The organism is Salinicoccus kekensis, from assembly GCF_900220995.1.
GTDB lineage: Bacteria > Bacillota > Bacilli > Staphylococcales > Salinicoccaceae > Lacicoccus > Lacicoccus kekensis.
The window spans coordinates 222,901-241,067 of record NZ_OBQF01000005.1 but is presented as its reverse complement, the minus strand read 5'-3'; the positions used below and the strand labels follow the sequence as shown (position 1 = coordinate 241,067).

The following is an 18,167-nucleotide window of genomic DNA, read 5'->3' as shown; positions in this document are numbered from 1 at the left end:
GCAGCCGATTTAGGGATTGCTAAGGCTATTTAAAATTTATAAAAACCTCATCAACGATGATATGCTTCATTCCTCAATATCTTATTCACCCTGAATAGCTGCTCCATCAGCATGACTTTCATCATCTGGTGGGGGTAGGTGAGGGTGCCGAAGCTGATTTCCTGGTCGCTCCGCTTCTTCACCGCTTCGCCGAGGCCGTTGCTGCCGCCGATGATGAAGACGACGTCGCTCTTGCCGGTATTCATCCATCTCTGGTACTCGGCTGCGAGTTTTTCACTCGTATATGTCTTCCCGTGTATCTCAAGTGTCACGACGTGCTGGTTGTCTTTTATTTTAAAAAGTATCCGTTCCGCTTCCTTATTTTTGATCTGCTCGATATCCTTTTCGCCGGCGTTGTTCGGCTCTTTTTCATCGGCCACTTCAATGAGCTCGATTTTCGCGTACTTGCTGATTCGCTTCTTATACTCGTCCACCGCCTGGACCCAGTATTTCTCCTTCAGCTTGCCCACCGTGATCAACGTGATCTTCATTCTGCTTCCTCCCATTTCTCGGCTGTACATCAATGTCTTTGGTCTTATTTTACCATGTCCGCTTCAAAATAAAATGGACGCTTCCCCATGATGCGGGGGAGCGTCCTTTTATTCTTTCATTTAATTGAGTTTCCTCTTCCCGAAGTAGAACAGTCCTGCCACGAGGCCGATCGCGGTCATGACGACCGAGAATATGAGGAACGGCCATGGCCCCCACATGAATATGAGCGGGGCGGATAGTGCGGTGACGAGACCGCCGCCGAGGAATGGTTCAAACACAAGCTGTTTATAACCGAAACCTTCAGTCGCCGGGGATTTGATCTCCGGGTCGGCGACGCGTATCAGCATCAGACCTGTCGCCGTGACGCCCGTGGACTGGCCGAAGTCACCGATGGCTCTTTCAAGCCAGTAATCCGGCATCATCCTCGGACCGAAGACGAAGAATCCGAATACGTTCCAGGCGATACCAAACCCTGCAAGCAGCAGGAACGGTACAAGGTAATCGCCGATGACCGCAATGGAGACGGTCGCGATTGCGCTCGTGATCAATATGTCGAGTGAGAAGCCCTGTATGCTGGTTATGGTCTCCCTGTTCACAAGCTTGGATGTATCAAATTTGCTCACGAAGAGCTGTACAACGAAACCGCCGACCATCGCGAGCGGGAATAAAGGCACATATGTCATGAAATCCGAACCGAACAATGCCGCTTCCAGCCATGTGATGGCCTGTAAGATGATGTAACCGACGAGAATCGCGAGTCCCACAATCGCAAAATGGAAAGTGAATGTATCAATCGACTCGGGTCTTACCGTCTTCTGGGCACCTTTTCCGCGGTCTTCAGGCTCAACGATGCCTGCTTTCTGCGTCGGTGACAAGCCTTTCACATCAGTGATGATTTTAGTCTTGCCTCTCCTTACACCCCAGTTGACCAGTGCAATACCGACGACGACACCCGTCAAAATACCGACGGTGGCAAGACCGACGGCGATATCATATGCTTCCGGGAAGCCCAGATCCACAAATGTGTCCTGCAGTCCGGCTGCCGTACCGTGTCCGCCCTCAAAGCCGATCTCGATGAGCGCACCGATGAATGGCGGCATATCATAGAATGGCACGAGTACAAGCATCGCAAGCAGTATACCGACGACATACTGGCCCCAGCCGAGCGTCCAGCCGAAGGCGAGCTGCGGTCCACCGACATCCCAGACCCTCTGCAGGTTAGGGAGCACCGTGCCTATGAAGAGTGTGGCAAAGACGATGTTGATCATCAGGCCGGGGAGGGCCGACCACACTTCCATGATTTCAGGCGTCACCAGGCCCGTCGACCAAAATGAGTCCTCCCCCGTGAAATTCCGCAGGATCCGGCCGAGGATTTCCGGACCCACTATCAGTGCGAGAAAGCCGCCTATCACCGAGGCGGGGAGGAAAAGGTTCTGCATCAGCGTCGAATGCATTCTGATCCATTTTCCAAGCAGTAAAAACAATCCTAAGTAAAGTAATGCAAACCCTATCTGATCCGCACTCATAATATCCATATCTCCTTTTCTTCTCGATTTCCAATCCTCTTCCCCTTAATATGGAAAATTAATCAAAAATATTAAAGAAAGGTTATGAAAGGTCAGCCGACCTTCCTGGAACGTGCATCCGCATAGTTTTTATTCCTGTGGATGAACATCTTCGAGAGGAAGTCCGCAAACAGGAGACCCACTGCGACGCCGCCTGCGATCAGGATCACTTCAAGCATGGTGTTGAGTGATGCACTGTATTCGAACTGGACGAGGAGGCTCGTCGCCTCATAGGCCAGGCCCCCGGGCACGAAGGGGATGATGCCGGGCACCATGAACATCGTCGCCGGTTCCTTCAGCATGCGCGCCATCAGATGGCACATGATGCCAAGCACAAGGCTGCCGAACGCCGTCGCATAGACTTCATGCATGCTGAATGCCTCAAGGAGTATGCGGCTGAACATCCAGCCGGTCGCACCGGTGACGCCAGCGTAGAAGAATAAGCGCCTCGGTGCATCAAAGAGCACGGCGAAGAAGTAGGATGAAGTGAAGCTGAATACCAAATGCAAAAGCCATGTCATGGCCATCCCTCCTTTATAAGAATATCAATACCGTGGCGACCCCGGCCCCGATGCCGAAGGCGGTGACGAGCGCCTCCAGAAGCTTGGTGATCGACATCAGCATATGCCCGCCGAACATGTCCTGGATGGCATTAGTGATGAGCACCCCGGGCACGATCGGCATGACCGCCGAGATGATGATGATGGAGAGCTCGCCGCTGGGCACCAGCATATGGCCGAAGGCCGCGAGCAGTGCAATGATGAATGAGCCGATGAATTCCGGGATGAACTGGGCTTCGATCTTCTGCGATAAATATTCCGTGATGAAATAGCCGATCCCACCTGCAAGTATTGCGGTCGGCACATCAATCAGGAGGCCGCCCTGGAGATATAGGAAACTCAGCCCCACCATGCCGCCTGCGAATGCCTTGAAGGGCAGGGGATGGTCATCGATTCTTTCATTGATGTATTTCAGCTTATCCCATGCCTCATCGAGCGTGATCTTCCCCTCAACGATATGACGGGAGACGCGGTTCGTCTCCGATATCCGGATGAGGTTCGTGTCCCTCGTCTGGATCCTGTATATTCTGGGGTGCGTGCCGTTATGGAGCAGGTAAGTGATGACCGTGTTCGTGACAAAACTGTTGGATGACTTATAGCCGCACGCTGAGGATATGTAAGTCATCGTATCCTCCACACGGGTGCCTTCGGCGCCTGCTTCGAGCAGAATCCGGGCCGCGAGCATCACCACGTCTTTGATTTTCTCTTCATTTTCAAGCAAGTCCGTCATATGCATCACCACTTATATTTATTACTTACATTAAAACATAAAAGCGAATGAAAACCCTATTCATGCGGGTTCCACTCGCCTTATCCACGATTTTTTCACAGTTATCCACAGTTTTGCACAGGTTGCTCACAATATTCTGTGGATAACTTCATCGAAATATCTTCAGTCTATCTTTTTGACGAAGGCAGATTTCAATGCCATCTTGCCGAAACCCGGCACTTTGCAGTCGAGGTCATGCCCGTCATCCGGGTCGACAAGGCGGATTCCCTTGATTTTCGTCCCCTGCTTGATGACATTTGAAGAGCCTTTCACTTTCAGATCTTTGATGACGGACACATTGTCCCCGTCATTCAGCACATTCCCGTTCGCATCCTTCACAAGGGCCTCTTCCTCGGCTTCCAGTTCGGATGCTTTCGTCCATTCATGACCGCACATCGGGCACACGAGCAATCCGCTGTCTTCATACGTATATTCCGAATCACAGCTCGGACAGTTCGGTAAAGTCGCCATTTCAATTCCTCCAATAAGTTTTTAATCATTCATTCACTTATCCACAATCTTATCAAACTATTCACAAAAAATATACTTTACCCACAGATGTTACAATATTCTGTGGATAACGCTGCGGGTGATGGTGCATATTCATTTTCAGACTCTGGAAAAGATACGCCGGAAGCCTGGTATAACAGGTTTTTCAAATAAAAAAAACCGCATCCTCTCATTAAGATGCGGTGTTTCTGCATATTTTTATCCACAGTTATCAACAGGGTTTATCCACAGCCTGTGGGTAAGTCAGATGGTATAAATCTCCGTCGGGGTGTTCTTATCTGTATGATGCAGCTGGATATCGTTATCCGTATCGATGTCGTACTGGTTCAATATCTGCTCGACGCTCATTTTGGCGAGCTCTTTGATGTTGTTGTCGAGGCTCAGGTGGCTCAAATAGATCCGCTTCGTCCGGTCCGTGATGACGTCCTTCATCGCATGTGCCGCATCTTCATTTGAAACGTGGCCCACATCCGAAAGGATACGCTGTTTCGTCACCCAGGGGTATCTTCCCATCCTGAGCATGTCCACATCGTGGTTGCTTTCGAATATGAAGCAGTCGCTTTCTTTGATGATGCCTTTCATCTGATCGGATACATAACCCGTATCGGTGAGGACGGAAAGTTTCTTGCCGTCTTTCATGAATGTATAGAACTGCGGGTCGATCGCATCGTGGGACACGTGGAACGATTCGACGTCCATACCGATGATCTCCCGCGTCTCAAGCGGATTGAAATGGAACTTCTGCTCCGAAGGCACTTCTATGTTCTTCCGGTCGAGCTGCAGCCATGTCTGCGCATTCGCAAAGATCGGTATATCATACCTTTTCGCGATGACTTTCAGGCCTTTTATATGATCGGAATGTTCATGGGTGATCAGTATCGCATCTATATTATTAAGGGAGGTGCCGATATGGTTCAACCCTTCTTCTATCCTTTTGCACGTCAGTCCCACGTCGATGAGCAGGCTGCCTTTTTCTGTTTCCACATAAGTGCTGTTGCCTGATGATCCACTGGCTAACACGCTCATTCTCATGTCACTCACTCACTTTCAATTATTTCACCTGAATCCGTCGTCGCATCCACATACATCGTCTTGGTCAGTTCCTGATCCGTGATCTCGAGCTCCCATTTAGGTCTCAGCATCACGTTGCCGTCATCTGCGAGGATGATGTAATAGCCGAGGCGGGCTTTATTGATTACGGCTTCATCAGATATCTTCTCCAGTTCATACAGCTCCTCGACCACTTCCGTCGGGGATTTGGCCGGGAGATCCAGGGTGTACTCGTTCTCCACAAGGTCCGTCAGCCGGGTCTGTTCCATGACTTTGACCTGACGGCCTTCGCCGCGGAAGACGATCCGTGCCGCCTCATGGTTGAAGATCGGAAAATCTTCATATACCTGGTTGAAGACGAACTGTTCGGGTGTACTCATCACTTCATCATACTTGTACTCCTGCCCTCTGTAAACATAATCATCCGTATAATTTTCGAGATTCTGCTCGAGCATCGTCGGGCCGCTTTCCTCGAACTCCACAGTGATCTTCGTACCGGTCAGGTCATCCGCCTCCACCTCCGGGGGCAGGTCGTCCGCGGTAGTAAAATCCTCGATCGTACCGGTCAGTATATTCATCTCGACAGGGTCGTAGCCTTCGATATTTTCCATATTGATGTCCGTGCGGCTTAAAATATCGGGCGACTGCTCGATTTCATCCACAGCCTCCCGGTGTTCATACATGTATATATAAATCAGGGCGATATTCATCAGAAGGAAGACGACGATATAGAGGGACTTAGTCAATTTCCAATCCATCAGTTCAGGCTCCCTTCATCGAACCTCATCCACTGGCCGTCATATTTGACGTACCAGGAAGGTGTATATTGAACGACGTTGATTTCATTTTCGGCTGTCGAAAACGCCATATTATAGCCGATCGTTATTTTCGTCACATGCTGCAGGTCATAATTTTCATTCAACGCGATTTCATATCTGACATTTTCAATCGGCGGCAGCTCCCGGCTCTCCGACCCCGGTACCTGGGCATTCACCCGGATCAGGGGCCTTGCGTATTCATAGACGGCATGTTCGCCGTATTTGACGGAGATCGTCGTGGAGATCTCGTCACTGAAGACGAAATGGCCGTTCATCGAGGAGCGGTACACCGAATTGTTCTCATCACCGATGTAGTCGAACAGGACATGCCGCTGATCGATCCCGATATGGGACCTCAGGAAATAAAAACTGAGCTGAATCGTCTGATGCGGATCGCTCCCGCCGGTCAGGGATTCCTCCAGATTATTATAGCTGTAGGCATATGAGTCGCTGTTGTATGTCGCGATGTTCGATTCACCCTCATATACGTACGGCCCGTCATTGCCTTCCATCGTGTACTCATCATCCAGGAACAGCATGTTGTTCACGGTGTCCACACTGAGCACATTGTACAGGAATGTCTCGACCGGCATCTCGCCGGGGGCGGTGGGGCCGTAAATCGCCGTCTTATTGTTGGATGTCTGCTGGTTGGTGATCACGGCCGTGTAGTCTTCGAACAGGCCGCTGTGCGCTTCAAGCAGAGACTTCAAATAGTCGCTTTCGAGATTGGTCTTTGCGATGGCGACCCTGTCCAGCGCTTCATTGATCAGATAAAAGTTGACTTGCGGCTCAACCAGATCCACGATGATGCGGTTATAGCTGTAGTCCGGATAATCACCTTCATATTCGAAATCAAGCACTTCGAACAGTGAGTGGGTCGGCATATCGGATGCATAATCCACGATGAGGAATTCTTCATCGTCCTCTTCGTTCCTGCTCGGCGACAGCCGGCTTAAGCTGTTGTAGACATCGATGTCCGTGATTTCCGTCCCGTCGATGTACTCGCGTATGCCGACGACCGCTTCTTCTTCGATCGTCCCCTGAACATCTTCATCATTCACCCAGACGAGCTGGTAGGCGCGCATCACCGATTGGAACGGCACGGGTTCGCCCGGGCCGAGGTTGGCGGTCCTTTCGATCTCGGTCTCCACTTCGGAGAATTCAGGCTGATAGCTCCATACCATGAGGGTGAGGACAAGGCTTGAAATGACGAGTAGGAGGAGGACGACTGATTTCACATTCTCCTTATTCATCCCAACCATCCTCTCCGAGTGTCTCACACGGCAGATTGATGAATATCGTCGTGCCTTCCCCCTCCAGACTGTTGGCCCAGATACGTCCGTTATGCGCCTCTACGATCTCCTTGGAGATGGCGAGACCGAGGCCTGTGCCGCCTTTTTTGCGTGCACGCGCCTTGTCCACCCGGTAGAAACGCTCGAATATGCGGTCGACTTTGTTGGCCGGGATGCCCATCCCGTTATCCTTTATGCGGATGGTCATACGGTTGAACAGGACGTTTTGTTTCACATGAAATTCCACGCGTTTGTTTTCCCTGTTCGAATATTTGATCGCATTCGATATGACGTTATCCAGCACCTGGCTCATCTTATCCATGGCGATCTCTGAGAACATCGCAGTATCCGGTATATTCCGGATGAATTCGACCTCGCCCTTGTGCGTCATTTCGAAGCGGTCGATGATCCGGTTTAAGAACATGTTGAAATCGACGATTTCTTTATTGATCTCTTCGGCTTCGTTATCCATCCTGGATAACTGGAGCAGATCCTCCACAAGGCGGATCATGCGGTCGGTCTCATCCCGTGTAACGCTGAGGAAGCGCGGGGCGAGCTGGTCATCCTGCCATGCACCTTCCTGCAGTGCCTCGATGTAGGAGCGCATCGAAGTCAGCGGTGTGCGGAGTTCATGGGATACATTCGCCACGAACTCGCGGCGTTCGTTGTCGATCCTCTCCTGCTCCGTCACATCGTGGAGTACGGCGATATAACCGTTCATGAATCCTGTATCTTTATATATGGTCGAGAAGTTTGCCCGTATGGCTGCTTCATAATCACTGTCTGTAAAGAGGAGCTGGCTTTCATTCATCTCCTGGATGTCTTCAAGCGTCATCTCCTCGTCGAGCCTCAGTATTTTCAGCATATTCTTCCCGTGGAGATCTTCATCCTTAGGTATGTTCAGCATATCGAGCGCCATCTCGTTGATGACCGTGATCCGGCCTTTGCGGTCGGTCGCAATGATCCCTTCCGACATGTTCGTGATGACCGAATCCAGGCGCTTCCTTTCACTTTCGGTGTTGGCCTGAGCTTCCTGGACGCGTTTCGACAGGATGTTGAAGGAGCCGGCGAGTTCGCCAATCTCATCATTACTGTAGATTTTAACCCTGGAAGTGTAATCGCCCTCCGACATCATCAGCGCCTGGTTCCTCATATCCGTGATCGGTTTGGTGATGGTCCTGGCTATGAAGATGCCGAGGATGCTTGTGATGATCAGGGAGATGATGGTTGCGATGATGAATGTATTGTTGATCGCCTCGAGCTGCTGATAGACGGTTTCGATATTCGAGGAAACGTAAACCGCACCCAGCACCTGGCCGTTGTTCACGACCGGATGGTTGAGCAGCCATGTGCGCTGATTATCCTGATTGACATTGACGAATATCTCGTCATTCCTTGAACCCGTGGATATTGCTTCCCGGGTCAAAGGCTCGTTGATGCGCGAACCGATATTCGGTTCGTTCGAAATGCGGGTGGTGGCGACCAGGATATTGTCGCTGTTTATAAAACGGATCTCATCGATTTCAGGACGGTTCCCGAATTCGGACAACAGACTCTGGACTTCCTCACTCAATGTGCCCAGATCATCCTGATATTCGGTATGTAACTCCTGAATCCTCGTATCGATGAGATCCACCTGTGTTTCGATGTTATCCTGGAAATTTTCGGTCAGTTCACGTTCAAGGGTGTTTGTAAAATACAAACCGATGATCTGCATCCCGATGACGATCAGGAGCACATATATAATGACCAATTTAATATGCAGGGATTGCAGATTTCTTAAAAACTGCTTCATATATTATGCTCCTTTATTCGGTGCCTTGGATAAAGTATCCCACACCTCTGCGTGTCATCAGATATTCCGGATGGGAAGGATCATCTTCAATCTTCTCCCGCAGGCGGCGCACAGTCACATCGACCGTCCGCACATCCCCGAAATAGTCATAGCCCCATACAGTCTCAAGCAGGTGTTCACGTGTCATCACCTGGGAGATGTGCTGGGTCAGATAATGGAACAGCTCGAATTCCCGGTGCGTCAGGTCGATGCTTTCACCGTTTTTCTTGATCGCATACGATTCCGGGATGATCGTGATGTCCTTGATCTGTATATTATTGTTTTCAGGTTCTTCTTCGACTTTCGCCTGGGCGGTGTTGCGCCGCAGGTTCGCCTTGACCCTCGCAATCAGTTCCCTCGTCGAGAAAGGCTTGGTGACATAATCATCCGCGCCAAGTTCAAGCCCGAGCACTTTATCGATTTCGGAGTCCTTTGCCGTCAGCATGATGATCGGCATATCATGTTTCTTCCTGACTTCACGGCAGACTTCCATGCCGTCCATGCCCGGCAGCATGATATCCAGGAGCACTATATCCGGAACCACTTCCAGGATAAGCTCGAGTGCATCATTACCGTCATATGCACTGTGGACCTCATACCCTTCCTTTTCCAGGTTGAATTCCAGTATGTCCGCAATTGGACGTTCATCATCGACGACCACTATTTTTTTTGGCATTATCTTCCCTCACTTTAATTATCGGTTATATTGATATTTCTTTCACATTAATGGCCAAATTATAAAATTACCCATTCATAATGTATCATTTTTGAATGAATTTATCCATCATCCAGAAAATTGGAGATTACAAAAAAGTCACCAACAATTATGTTGATGACTTTCTGAAGACGGTCCCGACGGGAATTGAACCCGCGATCTCCTGCGTGACAGGCAGGCATGTTAACCGCTACACCACGGGACCATATCATTAAAGATGTCAGTTTATGAAATTGTAAAAAAGTGACCCGTACGGGATTCGAACCCGTGTTACCGCCGTGAAAGGGCGGTGTCTTAACCGCTTGACCAACGGGCCATCATCATATGGCACAAGATTGATTATAACATGAAAGCATTTTTGATTTCAAGTTGATTATGAAGAATTTATGAGATTTTTTTAGTTTTGGCTGTTTTGTTGTGAAACTTTTGCGGTTTGGAGGTGGGTGGGGGAGATGGATGACGGGGAGGGTGGAGGAGTTTATTCGGCTGTGGGCTGGAATCGATTAAGTTTCGGGAAATCAGGGAGTTAATCGAAATGCGGAGGTAAATTCGATTAAGTCACGCTAAATCGCCAAGTTAATCGAAATGCGAGGACAAATTCGATTAAGTCACACAAAATCGCAAACTTAATCGAATTCACCAAAAACAAAAAAAGACCCGCAGCAGCGGGTCCGATTCAAAATCCTATTTCCAGAAATCCTTCAAAAGGTTAGTCTGTGTGCGGTCCGGGCCGACACTGAAGATCGACACTTTCACATCACACAGTCTTTCGATTTCGCGCAGGTAGTTGAGCGCGTTCTCAGGGAGCTCATCCAGGTGTTTGACGCCTGTGATGTCTTCGCTCCAGCCCGGCATTTCTTTGTATACCGGTTTTGCACGCTCGAGTGCATCGAGTGTGGCAGGGTATTCGGTGATCTCCTTGCCGTCGATTTCATAGGCGGTGCAGAGTTTGACCGTCTCAAGGCCGCTCAGTACGTCAATCGAGTTCAACGAAAGATCGGTGATGCCGCTCACGCGTCTTGAATGGCGGACGACGACCGTATCGAACCAGCCGACGCGGCGCGGACGTCCGGTCGTCGTACCGTATTCACGGCCGACTTCACGGATGTGCTCTCCCTGGTCATCGAACAGCTCGGTCGGGAAGGGCCCGTCGCCGACGCGCGATGTATACGCTTTGCACACACCGACGATATTCTTCACGTTTGTCGGGCCGACGCCGCAGCCGACGGTGACGTTCCCTGCGATCGGGTTGCTTGAAGTCACGAATGGATACGTGCCGTGGTCGACATCGAGCATCACACCCTGTGCACCTTCAAATAAAACTTTTTCATCATTTTGGAAGGCATCGTCAAGGATCTTCGCAGTATCTGCCACATAAGGTGCGAGACGTTTCGCCGCTTCCCGGTAGGGGATGTAGATGTCCTCGAAGTCAAAACCGTCATGACCGTACAGGGCTTTGAGCGTTTTATTCTTGATCTTCAGGTTCTCATCCAGACGCTTCTTGAACACTTCATCGTCTATGAGGTCGGCCATGCGGATGCCGATGCGCTGCACTTTGTCCACATAGCACGGGCCGATGCCGCGCTTTGTCGTACCGATCTTGTTTGCACCGCGTTCTTCTTCTTCCAGCTCATCCTGTGCAAGATGATACGGCAGAATGACCTGAGCCCTGTTGGAGATGCGCAGGTTGTCGACATCGATGCCGCGTTCGATCAGGCCATCCAGCTCCTTGATCAGGGATAATGGATCGACGACCACGCCGTTGCCGATCAGGGACAGCTTATCATCGTAAAATATACCCGACGGCACGAGATGCAGTTTATAAGTCTCCCCGCCGAACTGAATCGTGTGACCCGCGTTGTTGCCGCCGGAAAAACGTGCAATGATGTTTGCATCCTCCGACAGGAAATCCGTTATCTTCCCTTTACCTTCGTCTCCCCACTGCGTTCCAACCACTACTGTACCAGACATTTAAGAGCCTCCAATTTATTCAATAGAATACCGTTACATTCTACCAATATAGCATGCAAGATGCAACAAAAAATACGAACGTTTTTATAGACACCCTATAAAAACATTCGCATTTTAGTTTGGCGGGATGTATCCATCCCCGTAATCCCGTGTATCCTGGTCAAAAAACGTACTATACGATTTGTTGAAGATCAGATTGACCGTGCCTGTCGGACCGTTACGGTGCTTGGCCAGGATGATCTCGATCTCATCCTGTTCCTTCTGGGCGCCGGCATCCTCTTCCTCGCCGTCACCGCGTGTGTAGTAATCCTCGCGGTAGAGGAAGGCGACGATGTCCGCATCCTGCTCGATCGAACCCGATTCACGCAGGTCACTCATCATCGGCCGCTTGTCCTGCCGCGATTCCACGCTTCTAGACAGCTGTGAGAGGGCGATGACCGGGCATTCCATCTCACGGGCGAGCGCCTTCAGCATCCTCGAGATTTCCGAGACTTCCTGCTGGCGGTTGTCGCTGCCCCGTGAACCGGAACCCTGGATCAGCTGCAGATAGTCGATGATGACCATGTCGAGCCCGTGCTCCTGCTTCAGCCGCATGCATTTTGAACGGATGTCGGTGACCCGTATGCCGGGGGTGTCATCGATGAATATCTTCGAATCCGCAAGCTGGCCGATGGCCGTCGTAAAGTTGTCCCAGTCCTGATGTTCGAGGTTGCCCTGTCTGAGCTTGGTCGCATCGATCATGCCTTTTGAGGATATCATCCTCGTGACCAGCTGGTCGGCACCCATCTCAAGGGAAAAAATCGCCACAGTGTATTTATCCTGTGACGTCCCGACGTGGCCTGCGATATTCAGTGCAAATGCCGTCTTACCCATGGAAGGGCGGGCGGCGATGATGATGAGGTCATTCCGGTTGAAGCCGGACGTCATGAAGTCGAGGTCCCGGTAACCCGTCGGGATCCCGGTGGTCAGCGACTTCTGGCCGGCCCGCGCCTCGACCTGCTCATACACTTCATGGACGACGGACTTCATCGATTTGAATCCTTCGTTGCGGCGGGATTCGGAAATCGACATGATCTTCGATTCCGCCTCATTCAGGATGTCCTCGATTTCAACATCTTCTGAGAAGCCGTCGGTTGCGATCTGGCTCACGGTTTCGATCAATTTCCTCCGCAGTGAATACTTGCTGACGATATCGGAATAAAAAGACCAGTTCAGACTGGTCGGTACGAACTCGGACAATTCCCCGAGGTACCGGGGGCCGCCGACCACGTTCAGCTGGTCCATCGTGCGCAGCTGGTTGGTCAGCGTCACGAGGTCGATCTGTGTCCGCTCCTCACTCAGCAGCGCCATCGCGCGGTATATCTGCTGATGCTCATTGCGGTAGAAATCTTCGGGATCCAGCCTTTCCTGGATCGTGATGAAAATTTCGGGATTGACTAAAATCGCACCCAGAACCGACTGTTCCGCTTCAACATCATGCGGCATCTGGTGATTGCCATTCATAATCAATCCCTCCTTTACTGTGCATATTACTGTTCAACAACGTGGACTTTGATCTCAGCTTCAACTTCCGGATGAAGTTTCGCCTTCATTTTATGGTAGCCGAGGCTTTTGAGCGGCTGGTCCATGTTCAATTTCCGCTTGTCGATCTTAAGGTTGTGCTGTTTTTCGAACGCATCGACAACCTGCTTCGAGCTGATGGAACCGAACAGGCGGCCGTCTTCGCCGGACTTGGTCTTTATTTCCACTTCTTTGGACTCAAGCTCCGTTTTCAGAAGCTGTGCGTCCACGAGCTCCTGCTCCTTTTCCTGTGCAACCTGATCTTTGTGCTTTTTGAGCTTCTCGAGGTTGGCAGGCGTCGCTTCTTCGGCAAGGCCTTTTTTGATCAGGAAGTTCTGTGCATAACCTGTTGCGACTTCTTTGACTTCACCTTTTTTACCCTGGTTTTTTACATCACTCAACAAAATTACTTTCATTCTTCTTCACTCCTGTTTTCTAAAGCTTCGTCGATTGCTTTCACTAAATCTTCATATACAAGGTCGATCGGGCGGTCCTGGATGCGGGTCGCCGCATTCGTCAGATGGCCGCCGCCGCCGAGTGCCTCCATGACGAGCTGGACGTTGATCTCGCCGAATGAGCGTGCGGAGATGCCGACCGAATCATCTTCGCGGTATGCCATGACGAACGATGCCTTGACGCCTTCGATCTGTAACAGCTGGTCGGCCGCCTGTGCGACCGTCACCGGATGATAGCTCATCGATGCATCGGATTTGACGATGGCGACGCCGTTGTCGAGGATTTCCGCCGATTTGATCAGGTCGCTCCGTGCGATGAATGTATCGATATCGTCTTTCAGGAACGTCTGGGCAAGCACCGGGTCCGCGCCGTGGCTCCTCAGGAAGCTTGCGGCATCGAATGTCCTTGAACCCGTGCGCAGCGTGTAGTTCCGCGTATCGACGATGATCCCCGTCAGCATCACCGTCGCCTCGATGCGCGACAGCCGCTTCTCGACGTTCTGGTATTCGATCAGTTCGGCCACCAGTTCGCTTGCACTGGATGCATACGGCTCCATATAGACGAGGAGGGGATTGGAGATGATGTCATCCCCGCGCCTGTGATGGTCGATGACCACTTTGCGGGTCGCCTTGTTCAGTATGTCCTCATCAAGGACCATCGCCGGACGGTGCGTATCCACGACGACGACCGTCGTCTTCGGATTCATCAAATCCCATGCATCCTCGCTGGTCACGAATTTCTCCATCAGTTCCTCGCGCTCGATGACTTCATTCATCACCCTCTGCATGGTATCATCTATGTCTTCCTCGTTTAAAATGATACGCGCTTCTATGTCGTTCATTGAAGCAAGCCTCGCGATTCCGAGGGAAGCGCCGAGCGAATCCATATCGGGGCGTTTATGGCCCATGATGAGCACATTGTCCCCCTCAAGCAGGATGTCCCGGAGCGCGTGGGCGACGACGCGTGCTTTGACGCGTGTGCGTTTTTCCATCGGGTCGGTCTTGCCGCCGTAGAACCGTGCGTTGCCGTTTGCCGCCTTGATGGCCACCTGGTCACCGCCGCGGCCGAGCGCAAGGTCGAGGGAGGACTGGGCGAGCTCGCCGATCTCGATGAACTCATCTGTGCCTTCCCCGATGCCGATGCTGAGCGTGATCTGCACGCCGATCTCATCGGAACGGTCGCGGACTTCATCCAGCAGGTTGAACCGCGTCTCCTCGATATCCTTCAGTATTTTGGAGTTCAGGACGATGATGAACCTGTCCTGTGAGAAACGCCTGATGTAGACGTGATGGCGGTCCGCCCAGTCATTGATCGTATTGGTGACCGAGTTGTTCAGCTCACTCTTTAAAGCCTCACTCATGTTCTGGGTGACTTCATCGTAGTTATCCAGATAAAGGATGCCGATGACCGGCGTCTTTTCCTCCACACGGTTCTCCAGCTGCCGCTGCTTGCTGATGTCGAGCAGATGGAGCGCCTTGTGCTCCTCTTCCCAGAAGATCCGGTAGTCCTTCCCGTTATGGGAGGACTCGATCACTTTCATGTTGTTCGCCTTGAGTGCGGTCATGATGTTTGAGAAGATCCGGTTGATCGGTTCACCGATCTTTTCTTCGGTCAGTTCCTCCAGTATCTGGGGATTCATATAATCGATTTCGTCATCATCGTTCAGGAGGATCAGGCCGGCAGGCAGTTCATCGACCGCATATTTCCGTGAACCGGCGATGCCGTAGACGATCTTCCTTGAACGTTCTTCGCTGCTTGTGATCGAACGCGCCAGGTACATGAATACGGCAAGCATCAAAATGATGCTGAATAACAGTACAATAAGGCCGAGACGCACGTGATTGGCCATCACAAAGATATTCAACACTAGTATATGGAACGCAGCTATTCCAAACGGGATATAAATCAATTTCTTGTCTATAATGTTGAACATCTGCTTCACTTCCTTTTTAGTTTCATCGATAATCTGAATCTGAAGACCATTTCCAGGAGACCGATTATGACTGTCAAGGGTCTGAGTATCGCAAGCGGAATCAGCAGCAGGATGGCGAGGACTTTATTCATGTTCTTCTCAAGGAAGAAGAAATAAGCGAAACTGAGTCCATGCAGGAACACTGCCCATTCAACCACCACATAGGCGTTGCTGATGATCGTTCCGAATGTGTCTTCAGGAGATGTAAAGAGTGAGACTATATACAAGATGAAAAATAAATATAATATGAACCTCGGGAACGCCCAGTCTTTGAACGACAAGTACGGCCACGGTTTAAGTTCTTTATTCTGTAACAATAATCTTAACATCAATACGGTGTAGAGCACGACAAAAAATGAAATGATCGTGATGAAGGCCGGCAGCTGGATGAACAGCTGGTCGAGCGCCATCCGGAACACGTCGATATCAAGTGCTGCGAAGTTCAGGGCCCCCATGCCCTCAACCTGTTCGACATACCAGTTCCTTACATCCATATATGTATCCGCCAGGGGATTGATGACCCCTGTCATCTGAAGGAGATTCAATCCGCCCACGACACTCAGCATCAGTGCGAATGTGCCGTAGAAGAGCGTTAGTTCCTGTGAAAAACCTTTGCTTAAAGTATGGTAGATCACTGCAGTCAGTATATATAATACCACAAACCACATCCAAATCACGGGGGAGAGGAACAGAAATGCAGGCAGCAGGAAGCTGATGAATATCAGCCAGAAATGATAATTACTTTTATGCTTTATGTTGAGCAGATAATAGACCACGAGCGGCAGGATCACCGCGCCGAGCAAAACGCTTATGGTGGTGATGGCAATGAACACGAAGCTGATTAAAATCGCAAGAAACGTCTGACCCAGCGAAACATTTGGTTTCAAATAAACACCCTTTCAATACGCAATAAAGCTCCTATGGAGAATAGGAGCATTGACTATGGTTCATTATACCTTTTTAAGGACTTCCTGACCACCCATATAGGGCTTAAGCACCTCGGGAATCGTGACGGTGCCGTCTTCGTTCTGGTAATTTTCGAGGAGCGCCGCCATCGTCCTGCCGACCGCAAGGCCGCTCCCGTTCAGCGTGTGGAGCAGTTCAGGCTTCGAATCCTTGCTGCGCTTGAACTTGATGTTGCCCCGGCGCGCCTGGAAATCGGTCATGTTTGAAACAGAGCTGATTTCCTTGTAGTCATTGTAGCTCGGCAGCCAGACTTCAACGTCGTATGTCTTTGAAGAACCGAAGCCGATGTCGCCGGTGCAGAGTATGACTGTGCGGTAGGGGATTTCAAGCAGGTCGAGGATGTTTTCCGCATGCTGCGTCATCTCCTCGAGCGCGGCCCAAGAATCCTCCGGGCGCTCCATGCGCACCATCTCCACTTTGTTGAACTGGTGCAGCCGGATCAGGCCGCGTGTATCACGTCCTGCAGAACCCGCCTCACTCCTGAAACATGCCGTCTGTGCCGTGAACTTGACCGGCAGCATGTCGTCTGGGAGCGTTTCGTCCTTGTAGTAGTTGGTGAGCGTCACTTCAGATGTCGGGATCGTATACATGTCCGTGTCTTCGAGTTTGAACAGGTCCTCTGCGAACTTCGGCAGCTGGCCGGTCGAGTACATGGCACCGGCCCTTACGATCTGCGGCGTCATCATTTCACGGTAATCATTTTTATTGTGCACATCGAGCATGAAGTTCATCAGCGCACGCTCAAGTCTTGCGCCGTCGCCGGTCTGATAGACGAAACGGGCGCCGGACACTTTGGCTGCACGCTCGAAATCGGCAAGCTCAAGGTCTTCGAGGATATCCCAGTGCGGTTTCGGTTCGAAGTCGAACGTCCGCGTTTCACCGCTGCGCCTCACTTCGACGTTTTCAGAGTCGTCCGCGCCTTCCGGCACATCGTCGTGGATCAGATTCGGGATGCCGCTCATCAAGTCATGGAACTTGTCTTCGACCTCGTTCAGCCGGTTGTCGATCTGCTTGATCTCCTCACCGACGTCACGCATCTCCTTGATCACGTCTTCGGCATCTTCCTTGTTCTTTTTCTTCTGCGCGATCTCACCGGATACTTTATTCCTCCGGCTCTTCAGCTCCTCGGTCTTCTGGATGAGGTCCCTGCGTTCCCCGTCGAGATTCAGGATCTCGTCGATCACGCCTGCATCCATGCCTCGCTTCGTCACTTTCTCCTTCACCATTTCGGTATCCTGTCTGATCACTTTTATATCAAGCATTATATCCGCCTCCTGCGATTTTTATTTGTAAAATAAAAAACCACATCCCCTTATGTAAGGGACGTGGTTTGGATTACGCGTTGCCACCCTAATTAGTGCCGTGACGGCACCATCTCATTCATTTAACGGCACTTGGAAATGCCGGCTGCTTTTTGTGCGAAGGATGGAAATTCACATTGTCCGCTGACCATTCCCACCGACCATGGCCTCTCTGAAATTGGATCATGCTACTGTTTCCTTCAAAGCAGTGAATATTCAATTGACTTGGTGCCATTTTATAACGCAGCGGCGGAAAATGCAAGCCCGATAGGGCAGGGTGGCGGGTTTTGGATTGTA

The 18,167-nt window shown here is 50.8% G+C and carries 16 protein-coding genes and 2 tRNA genes; all 18 read right to left on the bottom strand.

Annotation, left to right across the window (positions count from 1 at the left end; genetic code table 11):
• Nucleotides 1–50: 50 nt before the first annotated feature.
• Nucleotides 51–530 carry a 23S rRNA (pseudouridine(1915)-N(3))-methyltransferase RlmH gene (rlmH, locus tag CRN96_RS10725; protein ID WP_097041984.1) on the bottom strand — a complete coding sequence of 160 codons (480 nt, stop codon included), beginning with the start codon at nt 528–530 and terminating at the stop codon, nt 51–53.
• 120 nt (nt 531–650) lie between these two features.
• The gene (locus CRN96_RS10720; protein ID WP_097041983.1) at nt 651–2,057 is read right to left on the bottom strand and encodes a sodium/glutamate symporter; all 1,407 of its coding nucleotides are present in this window, start codon (nt 2,055–2,057) and stop codon (nt 651–653) included.
• 92 nt (nt 2,058–2,149) lie between these two features.
• Nucleotides 2,150–2,617: a threonine/serine exporter family protein gene (locus tag CRN96_RS10715; protein ID WP_097041981.1), complete on the bottom strand. Its 468-nt coding sequence runs from the start codon at nt 2,615–2,617 to the stop codon at nt 2,150–2,152.
• 13 nt (nt 2,618–2,630) lie between these two features.
• A complete protein-coding gene (locus CRN96_RS10710; RefSeq protein WP_097041980.1) occupies nt 2,631–3,392 on the bottom strand; it encodes a threonine/serine exporter family protein in 762 nt (253 codons plus the stop codon).
• A gap of 156 nt (nt 3,393–3,548) precedes the next feature.
• Nucleotides 3,549–3,896, bottom strand: coding sequence for a zinc ribbon domain-containing protein YjdM (locus tag CRN96_RS10705; protein WP_097041978.1), 348 nt, complete (start codon nt 3,894–3,896; stop codon nt 3,549–3,551).
• Between the two features lie 282 nt (nt 3,897–4,178).
• Nucleotides 4,179–4,967: an MBL fold metallo-hydrolase gene (locus tag CRN96_RS10700; RefSeq protein ID WP_097041976.1), complete on the bottom strand. Its 789-nt coding sequence runs from the start codon at nt 4,965–4,967 to the stop codon at nt 4,179–4,181.
• Between the two features lie 5 nt (nt 4,968–4,972).
• A complete protein-coding gene (gene yycI, locus CRN96_RS10695) occupies nt 4,973–5,743 on the bottom strand; it encodes a two-component system regulatory protein YycI (RefSeq protein WP_097041975.1) in 771 nt (256 codons plus the stop codon).
• Nucleotides 5,743–7,056 carry a YycH family regulatory protein gene (locus CRN96_RS10690; protein WP_097041973.1) on the bottom strand — a complete coding sequence of 438 codons (1,314 nt, stop codon included), beginning with the start codon at nt 7,054–7,056 and terminating at the stop codon, nt 5,743–5,745. Before CRN96_RS10690 ends, yycI begins: the two co-directional genes overlap by 1 nt.
• A complete protein-coding gene (gene walK / locus CRN96_RS10685) occupies nt 7,049–8,890 on the bottom strand; it encodes a cell wall metabolism sensor histidine kinase WalK (RefSeq protein ID WP_097041972.1) in 1,842 nt (613 codons plus the stop codon). Before walK ends, CRN96_RS10690 begins: the two co-directional genes overlap by 8 nt.
• A 13-nt stretch (nt 8,891–8,903) precedes the next feature.
• Nucleotides 8,904–9,605 (bottom strand): response regulator YycF, encoded by a 702-nt coding sequence (gene yycF, locus CRN96_RS10680; protein ID WP_097041970.1) that lies wholly within the window; start codon nt 9,603–9,605, stop codon nt 8,904–8,906.
• 171 nt (nt 9,606–9,776) lie between these two features.
• Nucleotides 9,777–9,849: transfer RNA gene (locus tag CRN96_RS10675), tRNA-Asp, on the bottom strand.
• Nucleotides 9,850–9,888: 39 nt separating this feature from the next.
• A tRNA-Glu gene (locus tag CRN96_RS10670) sits at nt 9,889–9,960 on the bottom strand.
• Between the two features lie 368 nt (nt 9,961–10,328).
• Nucleotides 10,329–11,615, bottom strand: a complete 1,287-nt coding sequence (locus CRN96_RS10665) for an adenylosuccinate synthase (RefSeq protein WP_097041968.1) — start codon at nt 11,613–11,615, stop codon at nt 10,329–10,331.
• 114 nt (nt 11,616–11,729) lie between these two features.
• Nucleotides 11,730–13,118, bottom strand: coding sequence for a replicative DNA helicase (dnaB, locus tag CRN96_RS10660; RefSeq protein WP_097041966.1), 1,389 nt, complete (start codon nt 13,116–13,118; stop codon nt 11,730–11,732).
• Between the two features lie 26 nt (nt 13,119–13,144).
• Nucleotides 13,145–13,591 (bottom strand): 50S ribosomal protein L9, encoded by a 447-nt coding sequence (gene rplI / locus CRN96_RS10655; protein ID WP_097041964.1) that lies wholly within the window; start codon nt 13,589–13,591, stop codon nt 13,145–13,147.
• A complete protein-coding gene (locus CRN96_RS10650; RefSeq protein ID WP_097041962.1) occupies nt 13,588–15,564 on the bottom strand; it encodes a DHH family phosphoesterase in 1,977 nt (658 codons plus the stop codon). Before CRN96_RS10650 ends, rplI begins: the two co-directional genes overlap by 4 nt.
• Nucleotides 15,565–15,569: 5 nt before the next feature.
• Entirely contained in the window at nt 15,570–16,490 is a 921-nt protein-coding gene (locus tag CRN96_RS10645; protein ID WP_097041961.1) for a DUF2232 domain-containing protein, read from the bottom strand.
• Between the two features lie 63 nt (nt 16,491–16,553).
• Complete coding sequence (gene serS / locus CRN96_RS10640) at nt 16,554–17,831, bottom strand: serine--tRNA ligase (RefSeq protein ID WP_097041959.1); 1,278 nt, start codon at nt 17,829–17,831, stop codon at nt 16,554–16,556.
• Nucleotides 17,832–18,167 lie beyond the last annotated feature (336 nt).

Coding starts and splice junctions, on each gene's coding strand:
- CRN96_RS10720 (WP_097041983.1), bottom strand. CDS start 2,057: ATGAGTGCGGATCAGATAGGGTTTGCATTACTTTACTTAGGATTGTTT.
- CRN96_RS10690 (WP_097041973.1), bottom strand. CDS start 7,056: ATGAATAAGGAGAATGTGAAATCAGTCGTCCTCCTCCTACTCGTCATT.
- CRN96_RS10665 (WP_097041968.1), bottom strand. CDS start 11,615: ATGTCTGGTACAGTAGTGGTTGGAACGCAGTGGGGAGACGAAGGTAAA.
- yycF (WP_097041970.1), bottom strand. CDS start 9,605: ATGCCAAAAAAAATAGTGGTCGTCGATGATGAACGTCCAATTGCGGAC.
- CRN96_RS10700 (WP_097041976.1), bottom strand. CDS start 4,967: ATGAGAATGAGCGTGTTAGCCAGTGGATCATCAGGCAACAGCACTTAT.
- CRN96_RS10650 (WP_097041962.1), bottom strand. CDS start 15,564: ATGTTCAACATTATAGACAAGAAATTGATTTATATCCCGTTTGGAATA.
- dnaB (WP_097041966.1), bottom strand. CDS start 13,118: ATGAATGGCAATCACCAGATGCCGCATGATGTTGAAGCGGAACAGTCG.
- rplI (WP_097041964.1), bottom strand. CDS start 13,591: ATGAAAGTAATTTTGTTGAGTGATGTAAAAAACCAGGGTAAAAAAGGT.
- walK (WP_097041972.1), bottom strand. CDS start 8,890: ATGAAGCAGTTTTTAAGAAATCTGCAATCCCTGCATATTAAATTGGTC.
- serS (WP_097041959.1), bottom strand. CDS start 17,831: ATGCTTGATATAAAAGTGATCAGACAGGATACCGAAATGGTGAAGGAG.
- rlmH (WP_097041984.1), bottom strand. CDS start 530: ATGAAGATCACGTTGATCACGGTGGGCAAGCTGAAGGAGAAATACTGG.
- CRN96_RS10715 (WP_097041981.1), bottom strand. CDS start 2,617: ATGACATGGCTTTTGCATTTGGTATTCAGCTTCACTTCATCCTACTTC.
- yycI (WP_097041975.1), bottom strand. CDS start 5,743: ATGGATTGGAAATTGACTAAGTCCCTCTATATCGTCGTCTTCCTTCTG.
- CRN96_RS10710 (WP_097041980.1), bottom strand. CDS start 3,392: ATGCATATGACGGACTTGCTTGAAAATGAAGAGAAAATCAAAGACGTG.
- CRN96_RS10705 (WP_097041978.1), bottom strand. CDS start 3,896: ATGGCGACTTTACCGAACTGTCCGAGCTGTGATTCGGAATATACGTAT.